Annotated in this window: 18 protein-coding genes; 7 read left to right on the plus strand and 11 right to left on the minus strand. The window is 66.1% G+C overall.

Annotation, left to right across the window (positions count from 1 at the left end):
• Positions 1-20: 20 nt before the first annotated feature.
• The 7 genes from API01S_RS03980 to API01S_RS04010 all read right to left on the minus strand — a co-directional run bounded on the left by API01S_RS03980 (position 21) and on the right by API01S_RS04010 (position 7,804).
• Positions 21-1,415, minus strand: coding sequence for a M20 family metallopeptidase (locus tag API01S_RS03980; protein ID WP_061303257.1), 1,395 nt, complete (start codon positions 1,413-1,415; stop codon positions 21-23).
• Entirely contained in the window at positions 1,412-2,431 is a 1,020-nt protein-coding gene (locus API01S_RS03985; protein WP_006219849.1) for an ABC transporter ATP-binding protein, read from the minus strand. Before API01S_RS03985 ends, API01S_RS03980 begins: the two co-directional genes overlap by 4 nt.
• Entirely contained in the window at positions 2,428-3,417 is a 990-nt protein-coding gene (locus tag API01S_RS03990) for an ABC transporter ATP-binding protein (protein WP_006219848.1), read from the minus strand. The genes API01S_RS03985 and API01S_RS03990 overlap by 4 nt, the downstream gene beginning before the upstream one ends.
• Before the next feature lie 2 nt (positions 3,418-3,419).
• Positions 3,420-4,331 carry an ABC transporter permease gene (locus API01S_RS03995; RefSeq protein ID WP_084802354.1) on the minus strand — a complete coding sequence of 304 codons (912 nt, stop codon included), beginning with the start codon at positions 4,329-4,331 and terminating at the stop codon, positions 3,420-3,422.
• Position 4,332: 1 nt separating this feature from the next.
• The gene (locus API01S_RS04000) at positions 4,333-5,250 is read right to left on the minus strand and encodes an ABC transporter permease (protein WP_006219846.1); all 918 of its coding nucleotides are present in this window, start codon (positions 5,248-5,250) and stop codon (positions 4,333-4,335) included.
• 65 nt (positions 5,251-5,315) lie between these two features.
• Positions 5,316-6,905, minus strand: coding sequence for an ABC transporter substrate-binding protein (locus API01S_RS04005; RefSeq protein WP_050730356.1), 1,590 nt, complete (start codon positions 6,903-6,905; stop codon positions 5,316-5,318).
• A gap of 107 nt (positions 6,906-7,012) precedes the next feature.
• Positions 7,013-7,804, minus strand: coding sequence for a GntR family transcriptional regulator (locus API01S_RS04010; RefSeq protein ID WP_082306125.1), 792 nt, complete (start codon positions 7,802-7,804; stop codon positions 7,013-7,015).
• A 214-nt stretch (positions 7,805-8,018) separates the two neighbouring features.
• Here API01S_RS04010 and API01S_RS04015 point away from each other — a divergent pair, with 214 nt between their 5' ends.
• From API01S_RS04015 to API01S_RS04025, 3 genes are all read left to right on the plus strand, one after another.
• The gene (locus tag API01S_RS04015) at positions 8,019-9,215 is read left to right on the plus strand and encodes a pyridoxal-phosphate-dependent aminotransferase family protein (RefSeq protein ID WP_061303259.1); all 1,197 of its coding nucleotides are present in this window, start codon (positions 8,019-8,021) and stop codon (positions 9,213-9,215) included.
• 139 nt (positions 9,216-9,354) lie between these two features.
• On the plus strand, positions 9,355-10,419 hold the full coding sequence (locus tag API01S_RS04020) for a serine hydrolase domain-containing protein (RefSeq protein WP_061303262.1): 1,065 nt from the start codon (positions 9,355-9,357) through the stop codon (positions 10,417-10,419).
• Between the two features lie 73 nt (positions 10,420-10,492).
• The gene (locus API01S_RS04025) at positions 10,493-11,503 is read left to right on the plus strand and encodes an aldo/keto reductase (protein WP_061303263.1); all 1,011 of its coding nucleotides are present in this window, start codon (positions 10,493-10,495) and stop codon (positions 11,501-11,503) included.
• A 15-nt stretch (positions 11,504-11,518) separates the two neighbouring features.
• Here API01S_RS04025 and API01S_RS04030 read toward each other — a convergent pair whose 3' ends face one another.
• Positions 11,519-12,091 carry a TetR/AcrR family transcriptional regulator gene (locus API01S_RS04030; protein WP_039883274.1) on the minus strand — a complete coding sequence of 191 codons (573 nt, stop codon included), beginning with the start codon at positions 12,089-12,091 and terminating at the stop codon, positions 11,519-11,521.
• A gap of 222 nt (positions 12,092-12,313) precedes the next feature.
• On the opposite strand from API01S_RS04030, the gene API01S_RS04035 reads away from it, so the two are divergent.
• The 3 genes from API01S_RS04035 to API01S_RS04045 are packed head-to-tail and all read left to right on the plus strand — an operon-like array spanning position 12,314 to position 18,181.
• Positions 12,314-13,501: an efflux RND transporter periplasmic adaptor subunit gene (locus API01S_RS04035; RefSeq protein ID WP_061303265.1), complete on the plus strand. Its 1,188-nt coding sequence runs from the start codon at positions 12,314-12,316 to the stop codon at positions 13,499-13,501.
• A gap of 40 nt (positions 13,502-13,541) precedes the next feature.
• On the plus strand, positions 13,542-16,694 hold the full coding sequence (locus API01S_RS04040; protein ID WP_061303267.1) for an efflux RND transporter permease subunit: 3,153 nt from the start codon (positions 13,542-13,544) through the stop codon (positions 16,692-16,694).
• A gap of 5 nt (positions 16,695-16,699) precedes the next feature.
• Entirely contained in the window at positions 16,700-18,181 is a 1,482-nt protein-coding gene (locus tag API01S_RS04045) for an efflux transporter outer membrane subunit (RefSeq protein WP_061303270.1), read from the plus strand.
• A gap of 15 nt (positions 18,182-18,196) precedes the next feature.
• On the opposite strand, the gene API01S_RS04050 is transcribed toward API01S_RS04045, so the two are convergent.
• Positions 18,197-19,537: an MFS transporter gene (locus API01S_RS04050; RefSeq protein ID WP_006219835.1), complete on the minus strand. Its 1,341-nt coding sequence runs from the start codon at positions 19,535-19,537 to the stop codon at positions 18,197-18,199.
• Positions 19,538-19,633: 96 nt separating this feature from the next.
• Positions 19,634-21,271 (minus strand): GMC family oxidoreductase, encoded by a 1,638-nt coding sequence (locus API01S_RS04055; protein ID WP_061303272.1) that lies wholly within the window; start codon positions 21,269-21,271, stop codon positions 19,634-19,636.
• Between the two features lie 232 nt (positions 21,272-21,503).
• On the opposite strand from API01S_RS04055, the gene API01S_RS04060 reads away from it, so the two are divergent.
• Positions 21,504-22,334 (plus strand): IclR family transcriptional regulator, encoded by an 831-nt coding sequence (locus API01S_RS04060; RefSeq protein WP_061303274.1) that lies wholly within the window; start codon positions 21,504-21,506, stop codon positions 22,332-22,334.
• 67 nt (positions 22,335-22,401) lie between these two features.
• Here API01S_RS04060 and API01S_RS04065 read toward each other — a convergent pair whose 3' ends face one another.
• The gene (locus tag API01S_RS04065) at positions 22,402-23,586 is read right to left on the minus strand and encodes a low temperature requirement protein A (protein WP_061303277.1); all 1,185 of its coding nucleotides are present in this window, start codon (positions 23,584-23,586) and stop codon (positions 22,402-22,404) included.
• Positions 23,587-23,596: the final 10 nt, after the last annotated feature.

Here is a 23,596-nt window from a genome sequence, read left to right on the forward strand (position 1 = left end):
GTCTGTGCCTCTTCCAACCCTCAGCGCGAAATCGGCGGCGTGTCGCCCGCGCCCAGATCCCAGTACAGACCCGTCATCAGCCCCAGCGCCTGGCGCAGCAGCTCGGGCGGCAGGTGTTCGTTGGGCGCGTGCTGCGAGCAGCCGGGGTAAGAGTGCGGCACCCAGATCGTGCGCAGGCCCAGCACGTCCGTGAAGATGTCGTTGGGCAGGGAACCGCCCAGGTTGGGCAGCAGCGCGGTCTTCTGGCCCGACGTGCGCTCCAGCGAATCCACCGCCCATTGCACCCACGCATCGTCGGGGTCGATGCGCGTGGCGCGGAACATCGACTCGCGCGTCAGCGCAATCTTGACCATCGAAAAACCGTGTTCGTCCAGATGGCGGCGCAGCGCGGGGATCAGGTCGTCCGGGTCCACGCCCACCACGAAGCGCAACTGGCAGCGCGCCCAGGCGCGCGGCGGAATGGCGTTGACCGGCGTGTCGGGATTGCCGGTCGTGTAGGCCAGCACTTCGAACGAGCACCAGCCAAACACGCGCTCGACCGGCGACAGGCCCGGTTCGCCCCATTCCGGTTCGATCTCAGGGCCGTCCGCGCCGCCATCGACCTGGCAGTCGGCCAGCGCGCGGCGCACGGCGGCGGGCAGTTCAGCCGGCACCCATTCCCGTATGCGGATCTGGCCGGTGGGCGAAACGATGCTGGAAATCGCATGCGCCAGCTGGATGCCGGGGTTGGAGATCAACCCGCCCCAGTTGCCCGAATGGTGGCCGCCCGCGCGCGCCTCGATGCTCAGATCGAAGTTCAAGCTGCCGCGAGCGCCTAGAAAGATGGTGGGCCGCTTGGGCGCCAGGCGCGGGCCGTCCGAGGCGATCAGCAGGTCGGCCGACATCAGGTCGCGATGTTCGGCGCACAGTTCACGCAGCCCCATCGAACCGGTTTCTTCGCCCATCTCGATCAGGTACTTGGCATTGAATCCCAGCTTGCCGCGCGTTTCGATCACCAGCCGCAGCGCTTCCATGTTGATCGTGTGCTGCCCCTTGTTGTCGGCGATGCCGCGCCCGTACCAACGGCCTTCGGCTTCGGTCAGCGCCCAGGGCGACAGGCCGTCTTTCCATTCCTTTTCCAGCCCTCGGATGACGTCGCCATGGCCGTAGCCCAGCACTGTCGGCAGCGCCGGGTCTTCGATGCGCTCGGCGTACAGGAACGGCGCCAGGGCCTTGGGGTGTGTCAGGGTGCGGCAGGTGAAGCCCAGCGCTTCGAACGCCGGCCGCATCTCGGATTCCAGGTAGTCCGCCAGCACGGCGGCGCGATCGGGGTTCTGGCTTTCGGTCGGCAGCGCCAGCCGGCGCGCCAGCAGCGCACGGAAGGCGCCCGAATCAAAACATTGTTCCGCTTGGGCGAGGGCTTGCTCACGGGTCATGGCCGGGCTCCGATGGAAGAGGGGGTCGATGAAGGAAGCGACGAAGGAATTGAGGAAGAAGCGGGTGACGCGACGGGATACAGATGGCAGGCCACCACGGCCCCGTCGCGCAGCGTCAGCGCGGGCCGTTCGGTCTTGCATTGCGCCATCGCGTGTTGGCAACGGGGATGAAACGGGCAGCCGGGCGGCGGGTTCAGCGGATCGGGAAACGACAGGCCCAGGCCCATGTCGGGAATGCCCAGGCCGGGTTCGGGCGTCAGCACCGACGCCAGCAAGGCCTGCGTGTACGGGTGGCGCGGGTCATGGAACAGCTGGGCGGTGGGCGCGGATTCCACCACGCGACCCAGGTACATCACCGCGACGTGCGTAGCGATGTGTTCGACCACCGCCAGGTTGTGGCTGATGAACACATACGTCAGGTTGAATTCGCGCCGCAGCTCCATCAGCAGGTTCATGATCTGCGCCTGCACGGACACGTCCAGCGCCGAGGTCGGTTCGTCGCAGATGACGATTTCCGGGTTCATGACGAGTGCGCGCGCGATGGCCACGCGCTGGCGTTGCCCGCCGGACAATTGCCCGGGCGTGTTGTGCGCCAGCCGGGGCGGCAGGCCCACGCGCTCCAGCATCTCGATGGCCTTGTGCATCTTCGGGTTGGCGATGCCGTGCACCTCCAGCGGCAGCGACACGATGGACGCAATCGAGCGGCGCGGGTTCAACGACGAATACGGATCCTGGAAGATCGGCTGCACGCGGCGGGCCAGCGCGCGCCGGTCCATCTGGCGGATGTCCTGGCCGTCCAACCTGATGGCGCCTTCGCTGGGCGGCGTCAGCCCCAGCAGCATGCGGGCCAGCGTGGATTTGCCGCAGCCCGATTCGCCGACGATGCCCAGCACCGCGCCGCGTTCCACGGACAGGTCCACGCCATTGACCGCATGCAGCGTGCTGCGCGGACGGAACATGCCCGTGCGGATTGAAAACTGCCGGCTGACGGCATCGGCTTGCAGAAGCGCGCTCATGCCGGAACTCCTTCTTCCTGGAGGATGCAGCGCCATTGCTGGTGCGGCGGATGGCCATGCACGGGCACCGTGTCGCGGCACTGCGGTTGCGCGTAGCGGCAGCGGTCGGCGAAGGCGCAGCCGCGCAGCTCGCCCACCAGCGACGGCACCACGCCGGGGATCGTGCCCAGCGATTCGCCGGGCGGGGTACGGCCGGGCACGGGGATACAGCCCAGCAAGCCCTGTGTATAGGGATGGCGCGGCGTGGCGAAGATGTCCTTGACCGGACCTTCCTCGACGATCTGCCCGGCATACATCACCGCGACCTGCTGCGCGATGCGAGCCACGACGCCCAGGTCATGGGTGATCAGCACCATGGCGATACCCAGCTCGGCTTGCAGGTCGGCCAGCAGGCGCAGGATCTGCGCCTGGATGGTGACGTCGAGCGCGGTGCTGGGTTCGTCGGCGATCAGCAGTTCAGGGCCGCACATCAGCGCCATCGCGATCATCACCCGCTGGCGCAGGCCGCCCGACAACTGATGGGGATACTGCGTCAGGCGTTGGCCGGCCGAGGCGATGCCCACCTTTTCCAGCAGTTCCACCGCGCGGTCGCGCGCCTGCTGCGCGCTGGCGTGGCGGTGGTGGATGTAGTGTTCGGTCAGTTGCTCGCCGATGGCGTAGGCGGGGTTCAGCGCCGTCATCGGTTCCTGGAAGATCATCGCCATCTTGCTGCCGCGCAGTGCATTGATGCGGCGGCCGCGCGCGGCGGACAGGTCTTCGCCCAGCACCGCCAGCCGGCGCGTCGTGCGGCGGGCGGCCTTGGGCAGCAGCCCCATGATGGCCAGTGAGGTCATCGATTTGCCGCAGCCCGATTCGCCCACCAGGCACAGCGTTTCGCCGCGCTTGACCTGGAACGACACGTCGCGCACCGCGTGCAGCGGCCCGCGCGGCGTGGCGATGTCGACCGTCAGCCCTTGCACGTCCAGCACAATTTCCTTGTCGGCCATGGTCAGGCCCTCTCTTCAGGCGTCAGCAGTTGATGCAGCCCGTCGCCGGCCAGGTTGATCGCGAAGATCAACAGGGCCAGCACCGAACCCGGAATGGCGATCAGCCAGAATGAAAAGAACATATAGGCCTTGGCCTCGGAGATCATCAGGCCCCAGGACGGCAGGGGCGGTTGCACGCCCAGGCCCAGGAACGACAGCGAAGCCTCCAGCAAGATGGCGCTGGCGGCTTCCAGCGTGGCGATGACGATCAGCTGCGGCACCACGTTAGGCAGCACTTCGCCCCAGACGATGCGCCAAGTGGACGCGCCGGCCGCCTGCGCCGCCGCCACGTATTCCAATGACCGCACCTGCTGCGTGGCGCTGCGCATGACGACGGCGTAGCGGTCCCACTTCAACAGGCCCAGCACCAGGATCACCACCCACAGCGACCCGCCGACGATGGCCACCGTGGCCAGCGCCACCAGGATCACCGGCATCGACAGCCGCGTGGTGATCAGGAACGACACGGCCATGTCGACCTTGCCGCCGAAGTAGCCGGCCGCCATGCCCATGGCGGTGCCGATCAGCCCGGAAATCAAGGCCACGCTGATGCCGATCAGCAGCGAGATGCGCGCGCCGTAGAACAGGCGCGACAGGTAATCGCGGCCCAGCTGGTCGGTGCCCAGCGGATGCAGCCAGGTGCCCTTGGCGTACCAGACGGGCGGCGCGGTGCGGTAGGCCAGGTCCTGGAAGTAGGGATCGTGCGGAGAGATCCACGGCGCCAGCAGCGCGATCAGCACGATGATCAGCAGGATGCCGCCACCGGCCAGCAGCGCCTTGTTGCGGCGCAGCCTGCGCCAGCGCAAGGTGGAGGCGGTCAGTTCGACCGGGGCGGGCGCGCCGGGAACCGTAGGAGTCAGGATAGGCGTGGTCATGTCAGGACACCCGGATGCGCGGATCGAGCCACGCGTTGGCGATATCGGCAGCAAGCGTCAGCAGCACATACAGCACGGACAGCAGCAGCACGATCAGCTGCATGACGGGGTAGTCCTTGTACGTGATGCTCTGGTAGGCCAGATAGCCCAGCCCGTCCAGCGCGAAGATGGTTTCGATGACGACCGAGCCGCCCAGCAGGTAGCCCAGCTGCACGGCGGCCAGCGCCACCACGGGCACGATCGCGTTGCGCAGCGCATGCTTGAAGATGATCTTGCGGGCCGGCAGGCCCTTGGCGCGCGCGGTGCGGATGTAGTCGGCGCCCAGCACTTCGATCATGCCGGCGCGGATCAGCCGCATGAAGGCCGGCGCCACGTAATAGCCCAGCGCGATGGCGGGCATCACGAAATGCTGCCAGGTGCCGCTGCCCGACACGGGCAGGATGCGCAGCGAAATCGAGAACAGCATGATCAGGATCAGCGCGAAGAAGAAGTTCGGCAGCGCCTGGCCCAGCACGGCGATGGCCAGGCACACCCGGTCGATCACGCTGCCCTTGTAAATGGCGGCCAAAACGCCCAGCGGAATCGACACCAGCAGCGCGAAACCCAGCGCGCCCATGCCCAGCAGCAGGGTGGTCTTGAGCTTGGACAGGATCAAGGGCCCGGCTTCGGTCTTGAAGTACACCGAGGTGCCGAAGTCGCCCTGCATGATGTGCCACAGCCAATCGGCGTACTGCACCACCAGCGGCCGGTCCAGCCCGTAGGTCTTGCGGATCATGTCGATGTCGGCCTGGCGCGCGCCTTCGCCAGCCAGCGCCAGCGCCGGGTCGCCCGACAGATGCAGCAGCAGGAAGGCCAGCACCGATACGGTCAGCGCCACCAGCGCCGCCAGGCCCAGCCGCCTGATCGTGAAATAAAGCATAGGACTTCCTCTAACGTTTCACTGCACCGGGCAGGCGCCGCGCCCGCCCGGCTTGCCCCGGCGACTTACTTCCAGCTCATGTCCCAGAAGCGGACCAGCTCGTCCGAATAGGGCTTGAAGTTCACGTCCTTGGTGGCCACGTAGTAGGCGGGCAGCGTCCACAGCGGCACGGCATAGGCCTTTTGCGCGATCAGGTCCAGCGCTTCCTTGTAGGCGGCCTTGCGCGCCTCGCTGTCGATGGTGTGGTCGCCCTTGTTGAGCAGATCGCGCACCTTGGGGTCGCGCGTCACGTCGTCGTTGCCGAAGGCGAAGTACACCGGCGTAGAGGCCGACACGTCGTTGACCAGGTTCGAGCCCCAAGTCTGATGCGTCAGCGACGCCTTGTTGGCGCGGATCATGTCGCGCATCGCGGCGTATTGCAGGAAGTTCAGCTTGGCTCGGATGCCCACGGCTTGCAGGTAGTTGATGATGGCTTCGGTCTGGTTGCGTTCGCGGTAGGCCACGATGTCGATGTCGAAACCGTTGGCGTAGCCCGCGTCAGCCAGCAGCTTCTTGGCCAGCGCCGGATCGTACTTGTAGGTGGGCGCGCCGTCCTGCGTGCAACCTACCTGCGAGGGCGTGCAGATCGTGTTGATCAGCCCGCCGCCTTCGCCCACGATGTTCTTCAACATGGATTCGCGGTCGATGGCGTGGATGATGGCCTTGCGCACGCGCTCGTCTTTCAGCTGCGGGGCGGGGGTGCCGTCCTGGATGTTCATCTGCATGAACACGATGCGCATGGTGTTGCCGGTGACCATTTGCAGGTTTGGCATCTGGCCAAGCTGTTCGGCCTGGTCCTTGGGCACGCTCATGATGAGGTCTTCGCCGCCCGATATCACTTCGGCCATCTGAGTCTGACGATCCGGGATGAAGCGGATGACGACCTTGCCGATCTTCGGCTGCGCCTTGGGCGAGTCCTTGAAGTAGTCGGTGTTGCGTTCCAGCGTGATCGACTTGCCCGGCTGATAATCCACCACCTTGTACGGACCCGAGCCCACGGGCTTGGCGTTCATGCCCTTGGGGCCGACTTCCTGGTAGTACTTGGCCGGATGGATGGCGACGGTGGTGGACAGGTATTCCTTGGCGCCGGGGAAGGGCTCCTTGGTGGTCAGGCGCACCTTGTACTTGTCGATCTTTTCGACTTTGTCGATCCACGACACGTTCTGCTGCGTGACGGCCTTGTTCTTGGGGTCGGCCACGTAGTTCAGCGTGTATACGACCGAATCGGCGTCGAATTCTTCACCGTTATGGAATTTCACGCCTTGGCGCAGTTCGAATTCCAACGTCTTGTCATCGACCTGCTTCCAGCTCTTGGCCAGTTGCCCCTTGTACTCGTTGGTGACCGGGTCGCGGTACAGCAGCGTGTCCCAGACGTTGGCGGCGATGATGACGCCGATCCGCACGTTGTTGAAGTACGGATCCACGCTTTCGGGCGCCTGGTCATACGCCATGCGCAAGGTGTCGTCCTTCTTGCCGGCCAGCGCGGGCTGGGCGGCCAGGCCGGCGCACGCGAACAGCGCGGCGGCAAGGGCAGCGCGCAAGGGGGTGACGGGGGTGCTGCGACGGGCGCGTGAAACGGGTGTGAAGCGGACGGGTGTGAAGCGGCAATCAGCCATGGTGAAGGCTCCTGTGGAAGGCACTACATGTACTGCGTATCCATCATCTCGCTCCGGGCCGCGCCACCCTGGTCTTATCGTTATCGTCTTTGCGCTGGGAGACAGGCTCAACCAGAGTCGGACGATTGCGCGGCCGGACGGGCCGCGTCGGGCGCGATGCTCTTTAACGCGGCCTCGCACTTGCGCTGCAAGTGCTGCCGCATGATGCCGGCCAGCCGGTCCGCGTCGCGCGCGTCCAGGGCTTCGGCCATCTCGATGTGTTCGCGCATGGCCAGATCCCATTTCTGGCGGTTTTCGTTCGACACGAACCGCAGGTTCTGGATGCGCGCGTTCTGCGCGTCGTACAGCTGCTTGAGCAGGCTGTTGTGCGACGCCAGGCTGATGCGTTCGTGTATGTCGCGGTTGGTGCGAAAGTAGGTGGGCAGATCGTGGCGCGCGTGGCTGGCCATCATTTCGTAGGTCAGCGCGCGGATCTCGGCGATCTCCTGATCGGTGGCGCGTTCGCACGCCAGCCGGCACGACATGGCTTCCAGTCCGCCGATCACTTCAAAGGCTTCGCGGATGTTCGCCTCGGACAGCGCCACCACCTGCGCGCCACGGTTCGGTTCGATCTGTACCAGCCCTTCGGCGGCCAGCACGCGGAAGGCCTCGCGCATCGGCGTGCGGGACACGCCCAGCAGGTCGCACAGCGTGCGTTCGTTCAGGCGGGAGCCGGGCGGGAATTCACCCTGGATGATGCGTTCGCGCAGCGCGCTGGCGACAGCGGCGGGCAGCGTGCGGCCGTTGCCGCCGACGCGCGCCGCCGTTGGCCGGGCGGCCTCGGGCTGGGCGTCGGGCAGGGCGGCGTCGGCACGCGCCGACCCGGCCAAATCCGGCATCAGGCTAGGATTGCTGCTCATTGGTATACCAACATTTCCCCGTGTTTTTTTAGACTATAAACCCCGCGCAACGACTTCAATCATGGGTGTATACCCTAGGTTATCGATGCAAAAACAATGGGATAGAGTGGCGCATGCCGCAAGTCCACCTGCTCGGCCGAGACGCTGTCAAAAGCCGTTTGAATCGCCGCGCATCTCTCGTTGGTATACAAAAAATTCCATTTTGGGGCTACGCATGCTTTCCCTGAATTCCCATTTGTCCGGCCGGCACTTCTTGCAGATTCCGGGGCCGACGAACGTGCCCGACCGCGTCTTGCGCGCCATCGATCAACCCACCATCGACCATCGTGGACCCGAGTTCGGCGAGTTGGGCCGCGCGGTGCTGGAAGGCGCCAAGGCAGTCTTCCAGACGCAATCGCCCGTGGTGATCTTTCCGTCCTCCGGTACGGGCGCATGGGAAGCCGCGCTGGTCAACACCTTGTCGCCGGGCGACCGCGTGCTGATGGTGGAAACCGGCCACTTCGCCAGCCTGTGGAAGAAGCTGGCGGGCCGCCTGGGCCTGGAAATCGATTACATCGAAAGCGACTGGCGCCATCCCGTAGATCCCGAGGTGATCGGCGCAAGGCTGGCCGCAGATACGCAGCACGGCATCAAGGCCGTGTGCGTGGTGCATAACGAAACCTCCACCGGCGTCACCAGCAACATTGCCGCCGTGCGCGCCGCGATTGACCGCGCCGGGCATCCCGCGCTGCTGATGGTGGACACGATTTCCTCGCTGGGTTCCATTGATTACCGCCATGACGAATGGGGCGTGGACGTGACCGTGGCCGGTTCGCAAAAGGGCTTGATGCTGCCGCCCGGCCTGGCGTTCAACGCCGTCAGCGCGCGCGCGCTGGCCGCCGCCGATGCCGCGCGGCTGCCGCGTTCGTACTGGGACTGGCGCGAAATGCTGACCGCCAATGCCAAGGGATATTTTCCGTACACGCCGTCCACCAATCTGCTCTATGGCCTGCACGAAGCGCTGGCGATGTTGCAGGCCGAGGGCCTGCCGCGCGTGTTCGCGCGCCACGAGCGCCACGCCCGCGCCACCCGCCTGGCGGTGGCCGGCTGGGGGTTGGAATTGTTGAGCCTGGACCCGACCGCCCACAGCCCCGCGCTGACTGCTGTGATGATGCCGGAAGGCCATAGCGCCGACGCGCTGCGCAAGGTGATTCTTGAACGCTTCGATATGTCGCTGGGGCAAGGCCTGGGCAAGCTTACCGACCGCATTTTCCGCATCGGCCATCTGGGCCATTTCAACGACCTGACGTTGTGCGGCACCTTGGCCGGCGTCGAGATGGGCCTGGCCGCTGCAGGCGTGCCGCACCAATCTGGCGGCGTGCAAGCCGCGATGGAATTCCTGGCGCGCACGCCGGAAGGCGTGGCCGCCTGATGCACGGTGCGGTCCATGCACTGCGCGCGCAAGCAACAAGCAAGCGCTACGCAGGGGCCGCCCGCATCACGCAAGCGCTGCCCCTGCATCGGCGCGCAGCGCATGAATCGCAAAGCAAGAGACAACAACGAGGGAAGTTATGAACACGCTTATGCAGCAGGCGATCCAGTTCGCCAATGAACACGAATCCACCTGGGACCGCAGCGTCAAGGGCAACTTTGGCGTGCACCTGAACGATCCGCCGCCGTGGAACCGGCTGCTGGGTCCCATCCATGACCGCGGCCCGGTGTCGGGCGTGGTGGTGGTGGACGGCAAGACGGTGGCGTCCTGGGGCGAGCCCGAGCGCGCCGACCTGACGTTCAGCGTCGCCAAGCTGTATCTGGCGATCCTGGCAGGCGTGGCGCATGACCGTGGCCTATTGCCCGACGTGGACGAGCCCGTCGGCAAGCGCGTGCCGGGCATCGGTTTCGACGAAGGCCAGAACGCCGACATCACCTGGCGCCACCTGCTGCAACAAACCAGCGAATGGGAAGGCGAACGCTTTGGCGTGTCGGACCAGGCGGACCGCTACCGCGCCGTGACCTTCGGCGTGCCGCCCGATGGCAAGAAGGGCGATGCCCGTCCGTTGCAACGTCCCGGCACGTATTGGGAATACAACGACGTGCGCATCAACCAGCTGTCGTATGCGCTGCTGCACCTGTTCCGCAAACCCTTGCCCGAGGTCTTCCGCGAAGCCGTCACGCGCCCCATCGGCGCCAGCGAAGATTGGCAGTGGGTGGGTTACGACACCGCCTGGGTCGAGATCGACGGCCAGCGCATGCCGTCCGTGCCGGGCGGCTCGCACTGGGGCGGCGGCATGTCCATCAGCGCGCGCGACCAGGCGCTGATCGGCCAGATGCTGCTCAACAACGGCCAGGCCAACGGCAAGCAGATCCTGTCGCGCGAATGGATCGAAGCCATGCGCACGCCCTGCGCCATCGCGCCGTACTACGGCTATCTGATCTGGCTGAACCACGAAGGCCGCGTGTTTCCCAGCGTGCCGGCGTCCAGCTTCTTCGGCGTGGGCGCGGGCAGTTCGTTCACGTGGGTGGAACCGGAACGCAAGATGGTCGTGATCGTGCGCTGGCTCAACTCGGCGCATGCCGACGCGCTGTTCGGCAAGATCCTGGCCGCCGTGGATGCGGACAAGGGTACGCAGGTGTAGGATGGACGCCGCGCGAATCGCAGGTGCCGGGTTCGCGCCGCTCCAACGTCATCGATCAGAAAGGAATCGCCCCATGAAATACCGCCGTCTGGGAACCAGCAACCTGCGCGTTTCGCCCCTATGCCTGGGCACCATGATGTTCGGCGAACAGACGCCCGACGACGAAGCCGCGCGCATCGTGGCGTCGGCGCGCGACCATGGGGTCAATTTCATCGATACGGCCGACGTCTACAACGAAGGCCGTTCGGAAGAAGTCGTAGGCAAGCTTCTGCAAGGCCAGCGCCATGACTGGGTGCTGGCCAGCAAGATCGGCAATGTGGTGGGCAAGGGGCCGAACCAGTCGCATTACTCGCGCCAGTGGCTGATGCGCGGCGTCGAGCAAAGCCTGGCGCGCATGGGCACGGATTTCATGGACATCCTGTACCTGCATCGCGACTATCACGAAGAAAATCTGGAAGAAGCGCTGTGGGCGCTGGGCGACCTGATCCGCGCGGGCAAGCTGCGCAGCTTCGGGCTGTCGAACTTCCGGGGATGGCGCATCGCCGAAGTCATGCGCCTGTGCGAAAAAATGGGCGTGCCCCAGCCGGTGGTCTGCCAGCCGTACTACAACATGCTCAACCGCGGGCCCGAAGTGGAAATCCTGCCGGCCTGCAAGCATTACGGCCTGGGCGTGGTGCCGTACAGCCCCATCGCGCGCGGCGTGCTGACGGGCAAGTACCTGCCGGGGCAGGCGCCTGCGGCCGACACGCGCGCCGGACGCGGCGACCGCCGCATGCTGGCTACGGAATTCCGCGAAGAGTCCTTGCAGATCGCCCAGCAACTGGTGCAGCACAGCGCCGCGCGAGGCGTGCTGCCGGGCCATTTCGCCACCGCCTGGGTGCTGGCCAACCCGATCATCACCGGCGTGATCGCCGGCCCGCGCACGCTGGCGCAAATGGAAGACTATTACGCCGCGCTGGACGTAACCATCACGCCCGAAGACGAAGCCATCGTCGACGGCTGGGTCACGCCGGGCCACGCCTCCAGCCACGGCTACAACGACCCGAACTATCCGTTCTTCGGCCGTCCCGTCACCGTCGCCTGAACGCGGCCGCGCGCCTCAAGCCGGGGCGCGCACCGGTTCGCTGGCGATGCCGTGCAGCATCATCTGCTCGACCACGGACGCAAGACCCAGCCGCGCGACGCGCCCGCGTCGTTCGGCGTCCACCATGCTGGTCAGCACGCCAAAGAACATTTCCGTCAGCGCCGCCGCTGAGAAATCCACGCGGAAAGCGCCTTCGCGCTGCCCGCGCAGAAAGAACGCATCCAACGATTCCTGATAGCCCGACCAACTGCTCATGATGTCGGGCTGCTGTTCGTTGTCGGGCTTCCAGTTGTACACAAGGAAGGCCGTCAGTTCCTTGTGCGCCAGGTTCTGGTTGATCAGGTTGCGCAACGCCTCGTGCGGCGCGGCGGTGTCCAGGTGCGAATCGTCCAACGCCTTTTTCATGATGTGCGCGCAATGCTGGGTCAGGCGCAGGACCAGTTGGTCCCGCGTCTGACAGAAGCGGTATAGCGTCGCCTTGCTGACGCCGACGGCCTTGGCCAATTCCTGCAAGGTGGCTCGCGGCTGGTCCACCATCGCCAATGCCAACGCCACCAAAAAGCGTTCGTGCCCCACCTCGTCATTCATTGCCTGCCCCTCATTCATGTGTTGGATCCCCCTTCAGCGGGGTATTGGAGCATGCGAGATTCAGCTTGTGCAAACTTTTGCGATTTTGACAAGCAAAACCTTTTTATTTGGCTTTGATGATCGTTTAATAATCAAATGAATCAAGATTGATTCAAATCAATCATTGCTGTAGCATCCGCACCTTGGAAAAAAAACGGTGCCGCGGGGCGCAAGGTAAAGAACATGAAGAATCAGATGACGCGGCGCTTGCCCTTGATTGGCCTGGTCTCGGCTTTGGCGTTGGCCATTGCCGGCTGCGGCGACAAGGCCCCAAGCCAGGCCGCGGCCGATGCGCCGCGTCCGGTGCAGGTGGTCGAGGTGCAGCCGCAACGCTACCCGCTGTCCAGCACCTTGCCCGGGCGCGTCGAGCCGGTGCGCGTTGCCGAAGTGCGCGCCCGTGTGGCGGGCATCGTCCTGTCGCGCAATTTCGAAGAGGGCGCTGACGTCAAGGCGGGCGACGTGCTGTTCCGCATTGACCCCGCGCCGTTCAAGGCCGCCTTGTCGCGCGCGCAGGGCGAGCTGGCCAAGGCCGACGCCGCCGTGTCCGATGCGCAAGCCATTCTCAAGCGCTACACGCCGCTGGTGAAGATCGAAGCCGTCAGCCAACAGGACTTCGACACGGCCACCACGACGCTCAAGAGCGCCCAGGCCGCGCGCCGTTCGGCGCAGGCCGACGTCGAGACCGCGCAACTGAACCTGGACTACGCCACGGTCAAGGCGCCCATCTCGGGCCGCATCGGTCGGGCGCAGGTGACCGAGGGCGCGCTGGTCGGCCAGAACGAAGCCACCGTCATGGCCAAGATCCAGCAGCTCGATCCTATCTACGTGGACTTCAACCAACCCGTGGCCGACATGCTGCGCATGCGCGCGGCCGTGCAAAACGGCAGCCTGGGGCAGGGCGATGGCGCCAGCATCTCGATCAGCGTCGAGGGCATCGGCGAAAAGCGCAGCGGCAAGCTGCTGTTCTCGGATATCGCGGTGGATCGCAGCACCGGCCAGGTGTCGGTGCGCGGTGAATTCGCCAACCCCGATGTCCTGCTGTTGCCCGGCATGTACGTGCGCGTAGAGACGCAGCAGGGCGTGGATCCGGACGCCATCCTGGTGCCGCAGCGCGCCGTGACGCGCAGCACCGACGGCAAGCCGCAGGTGATGCTGGTGGGCCAGGACGACGTCGTGCAATCGCGCGCCGTGCAGACCGGCACGATGCGCGGGTCCGACTGGCACATCGTCGATGGCTTGACGCCGGGCGACCGCGTCATCGTGGGCGGTGTGTCCGCCGCCGTGCCCGGCCAGAAAGTCAGCGTGGCGCCTGCCGCTGACGCTGCGCGTGTTGCGGCGTCCGGCCCGGCCGACGCCCCGGCCGCGAACTAAACCGCCGCCCATGCGCCGCGCGTTTCACCAAAGGTAGAACATGTCCAAGTTTTTCATTGGCCGCCCCAATTTCGCGTGGGTGGTGGCCATCTTCATTTCGCTGGCGGGCCTGCTGGCGATTCCCAATCTGCCCGTGTCGCAGTTTCCCGTGGTGGCGCCGCCGCAGGTGACCATCGCCGCCACCTATCCCGGCGCATCGGCCTCGGTACTGGTGGATTCGGTCACCAGCGTGATCGAGGAAGAGCTGAACGGCGCCAAGAACATGCTGTATTACGAGTCGTCCAGCAGTTCGAGCGGCAGCGCTGAAATCACCGTCACGTTCGAGCCGGGCATGGACCCGGACCTGGCGCAGGTCGACGTGCAGAACCGCATCAAGAAGGCCGAAGCGCGGCTGCCGTCGGCGGTCACGCAGCAGGGCTTGCAGGTGGAGCAGGCCAGCTCGAACTTCCTGATGATTTACGCGCTGACGTACAAGGGCGAGGACGCGCACAAGGACGTGGTGGGCCTGTCCGACTACGCCGCGCGCCACATCAACAACGAGATCCGTCGCGTCAAGGGCGTGGGCAAGGTGCAGTTCTTCGGCGCCGAAGCCGCCATGCGCGTGTGGATCGATCCGCAGAAACTGCTGGGCGTGGGCTTGTCGGTAGCGGATGTGAATGCGGCCATCGCGGCGCAGAACGTGCAGGTGCCGGCCGGCAGTTTCGGCAGCCGCCCGGGCTCGCCCGAACAGGAGCTGACGGCCACGCTGGCCGTCAAGGGCATGCTGGATTCGCCCGAGGAATTCGGCAACATCGTGCTGCGCGCGAACGCCGATGGCTCGTCCGTGCATCTGTCGGACGTGGCTCGCGTGGAAATCGGACGCCAGAGCTACGACTTCGAAACCCGGCTGAACGGCAAGAAATCCGTGGGCGCGGCCGTGCAGCTGGCGCCGGGCGCCAACGCCATCGAAACGGTGAAGGCCGTCAAGGCGCGCTTGCAGGAATTGTCCGCCTCGTTCCCCGAGGACGTAGCGTTCTCGGTGCCGTTCGATACGTCGCAGTTCGTCAGCGTGGCCATCACCAAGGTCGTGCACACGCTGCTGGAAGCGATGGTGCTGGTCTTCCTGGTGATGTTCCTGTTCTTGCAGAATTTCCGCTACACGCTGATTCCCACGATCGTCGTGCCGGTCTGCCTGCTGGGCACCTTCGCCGTCATGTCGGTGCTGGGCTTCTCGGTCAACATGATGACGATGTTCGGCATGGTGCTGGCCATCGGCATCCTGGTGGACGACGCCATCGTGGTGGTCGAGAACGTCGAACGCATCATGGCCGAAGAGGGCCTGTCGCCGCGCGAGGCCACGATCAAGGCGATGGAACAGGTGTCGGGCGCCATCATCGGCATCACGCTGGTGCTGTCCGCCGTGTTCCTGCCGCTGGCGTTCATGAGCGGTTCGGTGGGCGTGATCTATCAGCAGTTCTCGCTGTCGCTGGCGGTGTCGATCCTGTTCTCGGGCTTCCTGGCGCTGACCTTCACGCCGGCCCTGTGCGCCACGTTCCTCAAGCCCATCCCCAAGGGCCATCACGATGAAAAGAAAGGCTTCTTCGGTGGATTCAACCGCGCCTTCAACCGCCTGACGGGCCGCTTCGAAGCCTTGAACACGCGGCTGGTCAAGCGCACCGGGCGCTACATGGTGATCTACGTGGCCATCGTGGCGGTGCTGGCCGTGCTGTATGTGCGCGTGCCGGCATCGTTCGTGCCGGCCGAAGACCAGGGTTATGTCATCGTGGACGTGCAGTTGCCGCCGGGCGCCACCCACTCGCGCACCGACAAGGTGGTGGCGGACGTCGAGCAGCATCTGATGTCGCTGGACGCGATGGGCGACGCCTTTACCGTGATGGGCTTCAGCTTTTCGGGCACCGGCCAGAACGCGGGCATCGCATTCCCCACGCTCAAGGACTGGTCCGAGCGCGGCAAGGGCGAGGCCGCCGCCGATGTCGCGGCGGGCGTGAACGAACGCTTCGCGGTGATCGAAGACGGTTCGATCATGGCGGTGAACCCGCCGCCGATCGACGGCCTGGGCAATTCGGGCGGCTTCGCGCTGCGCTTGCAGGATCGGGGCGGCCTGGGCCGCGAGGCGCTGACCGAGGCGCGCAACCAACTGCTGGCCAAGGCCAACAGTTCGCCGGTGATCGCCTACGCCATGATGGCAGGCTTGGCCGATGCACCGCAGCTGCGCCTGGACATCGACCGTCAGAAGGCCGAAGCGCTGGGCGTGGGCTTTGACACGATCAGCACGGCGATTTCGGCGGCGTATGGTTCGGCCACGGTCAACGACTTCGCCAACGCCGGCCGCCTGCAACGCGTGGTGGTGCAGGCCGATGTGCGCGACCGCATGACGCCCGAAAGCATCCTGATGCTGAACGTGCCGAACAAGTCCGGAGGCATGGTGCCGCTGTCCGCCTTCGTCAAGACCGATTGGGAAAACGGCCCCGTGCAGATCTCGCGCTACAACGGCTACCCGGCCTTCAAGATCGCGGGTGACGCGATGCCCGGGCACAGCACGGGCGAGGCCATGGCCGTCATCGAGAAGATCGTGTCCGAGCTGCCCAATGGCATCGGCTATGAATGGACCGGCCTGTCCTATCAGGAGAAATTCGCGGGGGCGCAGGCGCCGATGCTGTTCGCGCTGGCGTTCCTGGTGGTGTTCCTGCTGATGGTCGCGCTGTATGAAAGCTGGGCCATTCCCGCCTCGGTGATGCTGATCGTGCCGATTGGCGCGCTGGGCTCGGTGTTGGCGGTGACGGTGCTGGGCATGTCCAACGACGTGTACTTCAAGGTGGGGCTCATCACCATCATCGGCCTGGCCGCCAAGAACGCGATCCTGATCGTGGAATTCGCCAAGAGCCTGCGCGAGCAGGGCCATACGCTGGCGGATGCCGCCATCCAGGCCGCCAAGCTGCGCTTTCGCCCCATCGTGATGACGTCGCTGGCGTTCATCCTGGGCGTGGTGCCCCTGGCGCTGGCCAGCGGCGCGGGCGCTGCCAGCCAGCGCGCCTTGGGCGTGGGCGTGATCGGCGGCATGTTGAGCGCCACCTTGCTGGGCGTGATTTTCGTGCCCATCTTCTTTGTTTGGGTGTTGTCGCTGCTGCCCAAGAAGCGCGGCGAAGCGGCCTCGGACGCCTTGCCCGCCACCGCGCGCAATACCCAGGAGTGATCGTGATGATGCATATGGCTTTTCCCCGCAGCCTGGGCGCGCTGCTGTTGACGGCGGCGCTGGCAGGCTGCTCGATGGCGCCCGTCTATCAACGGCCGCACGCGCCGATTCCGGCGCAGTTCCCGGATGCCACGGCCAGCGCAGGCGGCAACGCGGCGCAATCGGCTGCCGCCACGCTGGACTGGCAAAGCTTCGTCACCGACGAAGCGCTGCGCAAACTGGTGGCGCTGTCGCTGGACAACAACCGCGATCTGCGCCAGGCGGTGCTGAACATCGAAGCGGCCCGGGCGCAATACCGCATCGAACGCGCGGACCGCTTGCCGGGCATCAATGCGCAAGGCTCGGGCACCCGGCAGCGCGTGCCCGGCGATCTGAACACCACGGGCCAGTCGGCCGTGCAAAGCAGCTATCAGGCGGGCATCGGGCTGACGTCGTTCGAGGTGGACCTGTTCGGCCGCGTGCGCAGCCTGTCCGACGCGGCGCTGCAAACGTATCTGGCCACCGAGGAAACCGCGCACGCCACCCGCATCAGCCTGGTGGCGGAAGTGATCCAGGCGTACCTGACGCGTGACAGTGCGATGCGCCGCTTGCAGGTGACCGAGCAGACGCTGGCCAGCCGCGAGGCCTCGCTGAACCTGATCGTCAAGCGCCGTCAGGCGGGCACGGCGACGGCCTTGGACTATCAAGAGGCGCTGGGCCTGACCGAGCAGGCACGCGCCGAACGCGAGCGCATGGCGCGCGAGGTGCGTCAGGCCGGCAACGCGCTGGGGCTGCTCGTGGGCGTGGACGATCTGCGTCCGTATCTGCCGGCGCAACTGGCCGCCTCGCCCGTGCTGTTGCAGGACCTCGCGGCGGGTGCGCCGTCGGAACTGCTGGAACGCCGGCCCGACATCCTGGCCGCCGAACATGAGCTGCGTTCGCGCAACGCCAGCATCGGCGCGGCGCGCGCGGCGTTCTTTCCCAGCATCACGTTGACCGGGCTGTACGGCTCGTCCAGCGCGGACCTGTCCGATCTGTTTGGCGGCGGCCAGCGTGCATGGTCGTTCATGCCGCAGATCACGTTGCCGATCTTTTCGGGCGGGCGCAACGTGGCCAATCTGGATCTGGCGACGGTGCGCAAGGATATCGCCGTGGCCAAGTACGAAGCGACCATCCAGGGCGCGTTCCGGGAAGTGGCCGACGCCTTGGCCGCCACCGAGACCTTGCAGCGCGAAGAGGCGTCGCGCCGCGCGCTGGCGGAATCCAGCCGGCAAGCCATGCTGTTGTCGGAAGCGCGGTATCGCGGCGGCGTGGACAGCCACCTGCGCTATCTGGATGCGCAGCGCAGCGCCTTTACGGACCAGCTGACCTATATCGACGTCAGCACGCAGCGGCAGATTGCGTTGGCGACGTTGTTCAAGGCGCTGGGCGGCGGCTGGCCGGGCGTGCAGCCGCCGCAGGCGATGACGGACGGGGCGGCGACTGGCGCCAACCCCTCTGTCCGGTAAACCACCGCCTCACCCTCACGCCTTGCGCAGCCCCGCGCCAGGCAAGGGCGGTGTGGCGTGGCCGGTGGCTTCGGTCACCGGCTTGCCGCGTCCGATGAGCCACGCGCACCACGCCGACACCAGGCCCGCGAACAGCACGTACAGGCAGATCAGCCAGGGCTGTCCGCCGCCCGTCTTGAGCAGCGCGGTGGCGATGATGGGCGTGATGCCCGAAGCGAAGATGCCCGAGAACTGGTAGACGAACGAGATCCCCGTGTAGCGGACCTTGGCGTCGAACAGCTCGCAGAACAGCGCGGCTTCAGGGCCATACACGGCGGCGTAGAAGATGCCGAACGGGATGATGATGGCCAGCCAGATCAGCATCACGCTGCCCTGGCTGTTGAGCATCAGCCAGAAGCCGGGGAACGACGCCAGCGCGGTGATCAGCGAACCCCAGAAGTACACGCGGGTGCGCCCGATGCGGTCTGACATGCGTCCGAAGAACGGGATGAAAAAGCACATGACCAGCGCGGCGGCCATCACGCCGATCAGCGCTTCCGTGCGCGTGATCTGCACGGTTTGCGTCAGGTAGGAAATCGAGAACACGCCGAACACGTTGAAGAACACGCCGTCGATGTAGCGCGCGCCCATGCCCTTGAAGACGTTGCCCGGATAGCGGCGCAGCATGTCGAAAAAGGGGATGCGGCTTTCCGCGTTGTTGGCCTTGACCGCCGTGAACTCCGGCGTTTCCTTGATGTTCAGGCGGATGTACATGCCCACCAGCACCATGGCGGCCGATGCCAGAAAGGCAACGCGCCAGCCCCAGGCCATGAACTGCTCATCGGTCAGCAAGGTGGACAGCAACGCCACGGTGCCCGAGGCCAGGCACAGGCCGATCGCCAGGCCGATCTGCGGCAGGGATGCGTAAAAGCCTTTCTTGCCGGGTGGCGCGTATTCGTACGCCATGAGCACCGCGCCGCCCCATTCGCCGCCCAGTCCGATGCCCTGGAACACGCGCAGCAGCAGCAACAGGACGGGCGCCCAGAGGCCGATGCTGTCGTAGGTGGGCACCAGGCCGATCAGGAAGGTGGACACCCCCATGATCATCAGCGTCATCACCAGCATGCTCTTGCGGCCGATGCGGTCGCCGAAGTGGCCGAATATCAGTCCGCCCAACGGCCGGGTCACGAAGCCCACCGCGAAGGTGGTGTAGGCCAGCATGGTGGAGACGAGCGGGTCGCCCGTGGGGAAATACAGCTTGTTGAACACGATGCCCGCCACGACACCGTACAGGAAGAAGTCGTACCACTCGATGGTGGCGCCGATCAGCGATGCGGTGACGACCTTGCGTACCGCGGCTTCGTTTTGCTTGGACATTGCAATCTCCTTTGGTGGGAGGCGGGGCGCTTCTGCTGGCGCCGCGCGCCGGTTCGGGCTTGAGCTACGTCGGTCACATCCTTGTCGTTTGCGGGGTCAGGCGGCGACCAGATCCGCCCGCCGCCGCGCCAGCTTGAAATCTTCCAGCATGAAATCGGCCGCGCGTTCGGCCATCATCACCACGGGCGCGTTGGTGTTGCCCGAGACCAGCGTGGGCATCACGGAACAGTCCACTACGCGCAGGCCCTGTACGCCATGTACCCGCAGGCGTTCGTCCACCACCGCCAGCGGATCGCTGCGCGGCCCCATCTTGGCCGTGCCCGACGGATGGAAAATGGTGGCGCCGTACTCGCGACAGAAATGCAGGATCTCGTCGTCGCTGTGCACGTCGGGGCCGGGCCGGAACTCGCGCTTCATCAGGCCGGCCAGCGGTTCGGTGGCGGCCAGTTGGCGCGCGTGCTTGACGGCCGCGACCGCCATGCGCCGGTCCAGTTCGGTGGACAGGTAGTTCGGCTGCATCGAGGGCGGCTCGAACGGGTCGGCGCTGCGCAGCCGCACCTGACCGCGCGACGAGGGCCGCAATTGGCAGACCGAATAGGTGCAGCCGGAAAACGGGTGCACCTTGCCGCCGGCCATGTCGGCGGACAGCGTGGCGAAGTGGTATTGCGTGTCAGGCGTGCGACTGGCGGGGTCCACCCGGCAGAACATTCCGCCCTGGTTGATGCCGACGGCCAGCGGGCCGCTGCGAAGCAGCAGCCACTGCAAACCCATCCCCATGCGCCCGTGCAGCGTGCGCAGCTGGTCGTTGGTGGTGATGGGGCGGGTGGTTTCGTAGATGAGGCGAATCTGAAGATGGTCTTGCAGGTTCTCGCCCACGCCCGGCAGGTCGCGCACGACGCGGATGCCGAACTGGCGCAGCAGCGCGGCCGGCCCTACGCCCGACAATTGCAGCAGCTGCGGCGATTGCAGCGCGCCGGCGCACAACACCACTTCGCGGCGCGCGCGCAGGGTCCGCACCTGTCCGCCCTGGCGATAGCGCACGCCGCAGGCGCGGCCGCCCTCGAACAGGATGGCCATCGCGTGCGCATCGGTTTCCACGCGCAGATTGGGGCGGTCCTGTGCGGGCCGCAGATAGGCCACGGCGGTCGAGCAACGCTTGCCGCGCCGCGTGGTCAGCTGGTAGTAGCCCACGCCTTCCTGTTCGCCCGTGTTGAAGTCGTCTACGGCGGGCACGCCCAGCGTTTGCGCGGCGGCGATCATCGCTTCGACCAGCGGATGCGGTGTCTTGATGGACGTGGCGTTCAAGGGGCCGTCCACGCCCCGCGTGGGACCGGCGCCCAGGTCGTTGTTTTCCAGCTTGCGAAAGTAGGGCAGGCAGTCGTCCCAGCCCCAGCCGGGGTTGCCCGCGCGCTCCCAGGCGTCGTAGTCGGCGCGCTGGCCGCGTATGTAGATCAGGCCGTTGATGGCGCTGGAGCCGCCCAGCGTGCGCCCGCGCGGCCAGTAGATGCGGCGGCCCAACATGTTGGGGTCGGGGTCGGTGTAGTAGCCCCAGTTCACCACTTTGTGGAACATGGTCTTGCCGTAGCCAATCGGGATATGGATCCAGGGATAGGTATCCCGGGGGCCGGCTTCCAGCAGGCAGACGGCGTGCGAGCCATCGGCGCTTAGCCGATTGGCCATCACGCATCCGGCCGAGCCGGCGCCCACCACGATGACATCCACGGTATCGGACATATCGCCTTGTCTCCCTGTTGTCGCGCTGCCGCCGCCACGTCGCCATACGCCCGGGTTTCATGCGGGCGTGACGGCGTGTTTTCCCTGCTTGTCGCAGCGGGGCGCACTTATATACTGGTTCGGATCCCGTCCGGCTGCCGTTGCGCGACCGGTTGGCATCTGAGGCGATTCTAGGAAGCAGGCGCGCAGAACAAAGCACAACACGCGTGGGGGCGGACAAACGGAACGGAACATGCAACTTCGGTTTCAAAATCGCAGTGCAGCATCGGTGCCCGAGCCGCCAGCGGCCGCGCAACAGCAAGAGGCCGCGCGTTCGCTACGCGCGCTGATCGTGCTGGATCACCTGGCGCGCGCCCAGCATCCGCCCACGCTGGCGCAACTGGCGCAGCGGCTGGACATGCCCAAGACCACCTTGATGCGTTTGCTGGCCGCCATGCAGCGCGCCGGCTTCGTCGCCGCCACGCCGACTGAACAAGGCTACGTGCCGGGACCGCAGGCCACGTCGCTGGCGCTGGCGACATTGCGCGCGTCCGCATTCACGCGCGCCTGCCGCGCGGTGCTGGCGCAACTGGTGGGTACGCTGGGCGAAACCTGCAACCTGACCGCGCCCGACGGTGACCGCGTCGTCTATATGGAGCGTGTGGAAACGTCGGAGCCCTTGCGCCTGTTCTTCGCGGTGGGCAGCCATGTGCCGATGCATTGCACCGCCAGCGGCAAGCTGTTCCTGGCGTCGATGAACCGGCTGGAACGCGGCCGCGTGCTGGCGCGCTTGCCGTTGACGCGCAACACGCCGCGCACTTTGACCGACCCGGCGCAACTGGAAGAAGAACTGGAACGGCTGGCCGCGCGCGGCATCGGCATCGACAACGAAGAATTCGTGCGCGGCATGAGCGCGGTGGCGGTGCCGGTGAAAGACGCGGAGGACCGCGTGGTGGCGGCCGTGGCCTGCCACGCGCCGACGGCCCGCGTCATGCTGGATGATCTGATACGCGCCGTGCCGGTGCTGCAACGGGCGGCGCAGTCGCTGCACGACGTGCTGGCGCTGCATCGGCCGGGCGCGTGATCGGCGCCTTGCGGCGACAGTAGGCGCGATCCATGCCGCGCCGGCTGCACGGCAAAGGGATGCAGGCCTACAGCGTGGCGGCCGCGCGGGCCGCGCCGCGCCGTGACACGCTTTCCCAGACGGCCACGACGATCATCACTATCGTGGTCAGGCCGCCCACCATCAGGTTGTCGGTGACGTAAGCCACGGGCGCCAGCGCCGCCAGCAGGATCAGACCCGCCACGTGCGACAGCGGAAAGCGCAGGTACACGACGCTCTTGTAGATGCCATTGCCCAGCAGGTACAGGGCCGGCCCGCACAACAGCGCGGCCAGCGCGGGCGTGGCGATGCGGCCATCAGGGTGCTGGATGACCAGCTCATTGGCCACCGCCGACACGATGACGCCCGCGATCAGGATCACATGCACGTAGTGAAAGCGCGCGCCCATGCGGCCGGGGTCGGACGCGTGCTCGATGGCGTGGCTGCCGTCCTTGCTGCTGGTGTCGAAGTACACCCACCACATCGCCGCCGTGCCCAGGAACGCGGCCAGCAGCGCGATCAGGGTGGGCGTGTCCCACTGGCCGCGATCGCCCAGGGTCGCGCCCGTGATCAGCAGCGTTTCGCCCAGCGCGACGATGACGAACAGCTGGCAGCGTTCGGCGATGTGACCGCCTTCGATGGTCCAGTCGGTGGTGTATGAACGGCCCATGCCCGGCAGACGAAAGCCGATCATCGGCGAGACGTATTCGCAGGCCACGGCGGCGATCCACAGCGCCAGCCGCGCATCGCCCGAAGCGAGCCCGCCCGCTATCCACAACACGGCCGACACGCAAAGCCATCCCAGCATGCGGCGAAAGTTGGCCGACAGCGCGTGGTGCGGCCCCAGGTGCAGCACGATGAACACGGTGCGCCCGACCTGGATCAGCGCATAGCAGATGGCGAAGATCAGGCCGTTCGCGCCGAAGGCATCGGGCAGCACGGCGGCGGCGACAAGGCCTACCAGCATTACCGCGAACAGCATGATCCGCATCGCCAGCGCGTCGGGGTCGAACCAATTGGTGACCCAACAGGTGTACTGCCAGCCGAGCCAGACGGCGAACCACAGCACCAGCGCATGCACCGCGCCCATCAGGGTCAGGTCATGCAGAAGGCTGTGCGAGAGTTGGGTGACGGCGAAGACGTAGACCAGATCGAAGAACAGTTCGACGTAGGTGACGCGGGCTTCGTGGCCGTCCCGGCGGCGAAGCAGCGTGGCGCTGGCGAGAAAAGTCATGGCGGACGCT

Origin of the sequence: Achromobacter piechaudii NBRC 102461 (assembly GCF_001571245.1) — a bacterium.
Classification (GTDB): domain Bacteria; phylum Pseudomonadota; class Gammaproteobacteria; order Burkholderiales; family Burkholderiaceae_B; genus Achromobacter; species Achromobacter piechaudii.

Coding starts and splice junctions, on each gene's coding strand:
- API01S_RS04030 (WP_039883274.1), bottom strand. CDS start 12,091: ATGAATGACGAGGTGGGGCACGAACGCTTTTTGGTGGCGTTGGCATTG.
- API01S_RS03990 (WP_006219848.1), bottom strand. CDS start 3,417: ATGGCCGACAAGGAAATTGTGCTGGACGTGCAAGGGCTGACGGTCGAC.
- API01S_RS04005 (WP_050730356.1), bottom strand. CDS start 6,905: ATGGCTGATTGCCGCTTCACACCCGTCCGCTTCACACCCGTTTCACGC.
- API01S_RS04020 (WP_061303262.1), top strand. CDS start 9,355: ATGAACACGCTTATGCAGCAGGCGATCCAGTTCGCCAATGAACACGAA.
- API01S_RS03980 (WP_061303257.1), bottom strand. CDS start 1,415: ATGACCCGTGAGCAAGCCCTCGCCCAAGCGGAACAATGTTTTGATTCG.
- API01S_RS04035 (WP_061303265.1), top strand. CDS start 12,314: ATGAAGAATCAGATGACGCGGCGCTTGCCCTTGATTGGCCTGGTCTCG.
- API01S_RS03985 (WP_006219849.1), bottom strand. CDS start 2,431: ATGAGCGCGCTTCTGCAAGCCGATGCCGTCAGCCGGCAGTTTTCAATC.
- API01S_RS04060 (WP_061303274.1), top strand. CDS start 21,504: ATGCAACTTCGGTTTCAAAATCGCAGTGCAGCATCGGTGCCCGAGCCG.
- API01S_RS04010 (WP_082306125.1), bottom strand. CDS start 7,804: ATGAGCAGCAATCCTAGCCTGATGCCGGATTTGGCCGGGTCGGCGCGT.
- API01S_RS04040 (WP_061303267.1), top strand. CDS start 13,542: ATGTCCAAGTTTTTCATTGGCCGCCCCAATTTCGCGTGGGTGGTGGCC.
- API01S_RS03995 (WP_084802354.1), bottom strand. CDS start 4,331: ATGACCACGCCTATCCTGACTCCTACGGTTCCCGGCGCGCCCGCCCCG.
- API01S_RS04065 (WP_061303277.1), bottom strand. CDS start 23,586: ATGACTTTTCTCGCCAGCGCCACGCTGCTTCGCCGCCGGGACGGCCAC.
- API01S_RS04050 (WP_006219835.1), bottom strand. CDS start 19,537: ATGTCCAAGCAAAACGAAGCCGCGGTACGCAAGGTCGTCACCGCATCG.
- API01S_RS04045 (WP_061303270.1), top strand. CDS start 16,700: ATGATGCATATGGCTTTTCCCCGCAGCCTGGGCGCGCTGCTGTTGACG.
- API01S_RS04025 (WP_061303263.1), top strand. CDS start 10,493: ATGAAATACCGCCGTCTGGGAACCAGCAACCTGCGCGTTTCGCCCCTA.
- API01S_RS04000 (WP_006219846.1), bottom strand. CDS start 5,250: ATGCTTTATTTCACGATCAGGCGGCTGGGCCTGGCGGCGCTGGTGGCG.
- API01S_RS04015 (WP_061303259.1), top strand. CDS start 8,019: ATGCTTTCCCTGAATTCCCATTTGTCCGGCCGGCACTTCTTGCAGATT.
- API01S_RS04055 (WP_061303272.1), bottom strand. CDS start 21,271: ATGTCCGATACCGTGGATGTCATCGTGGTGGGCGCCGGCTCGGCCGGA.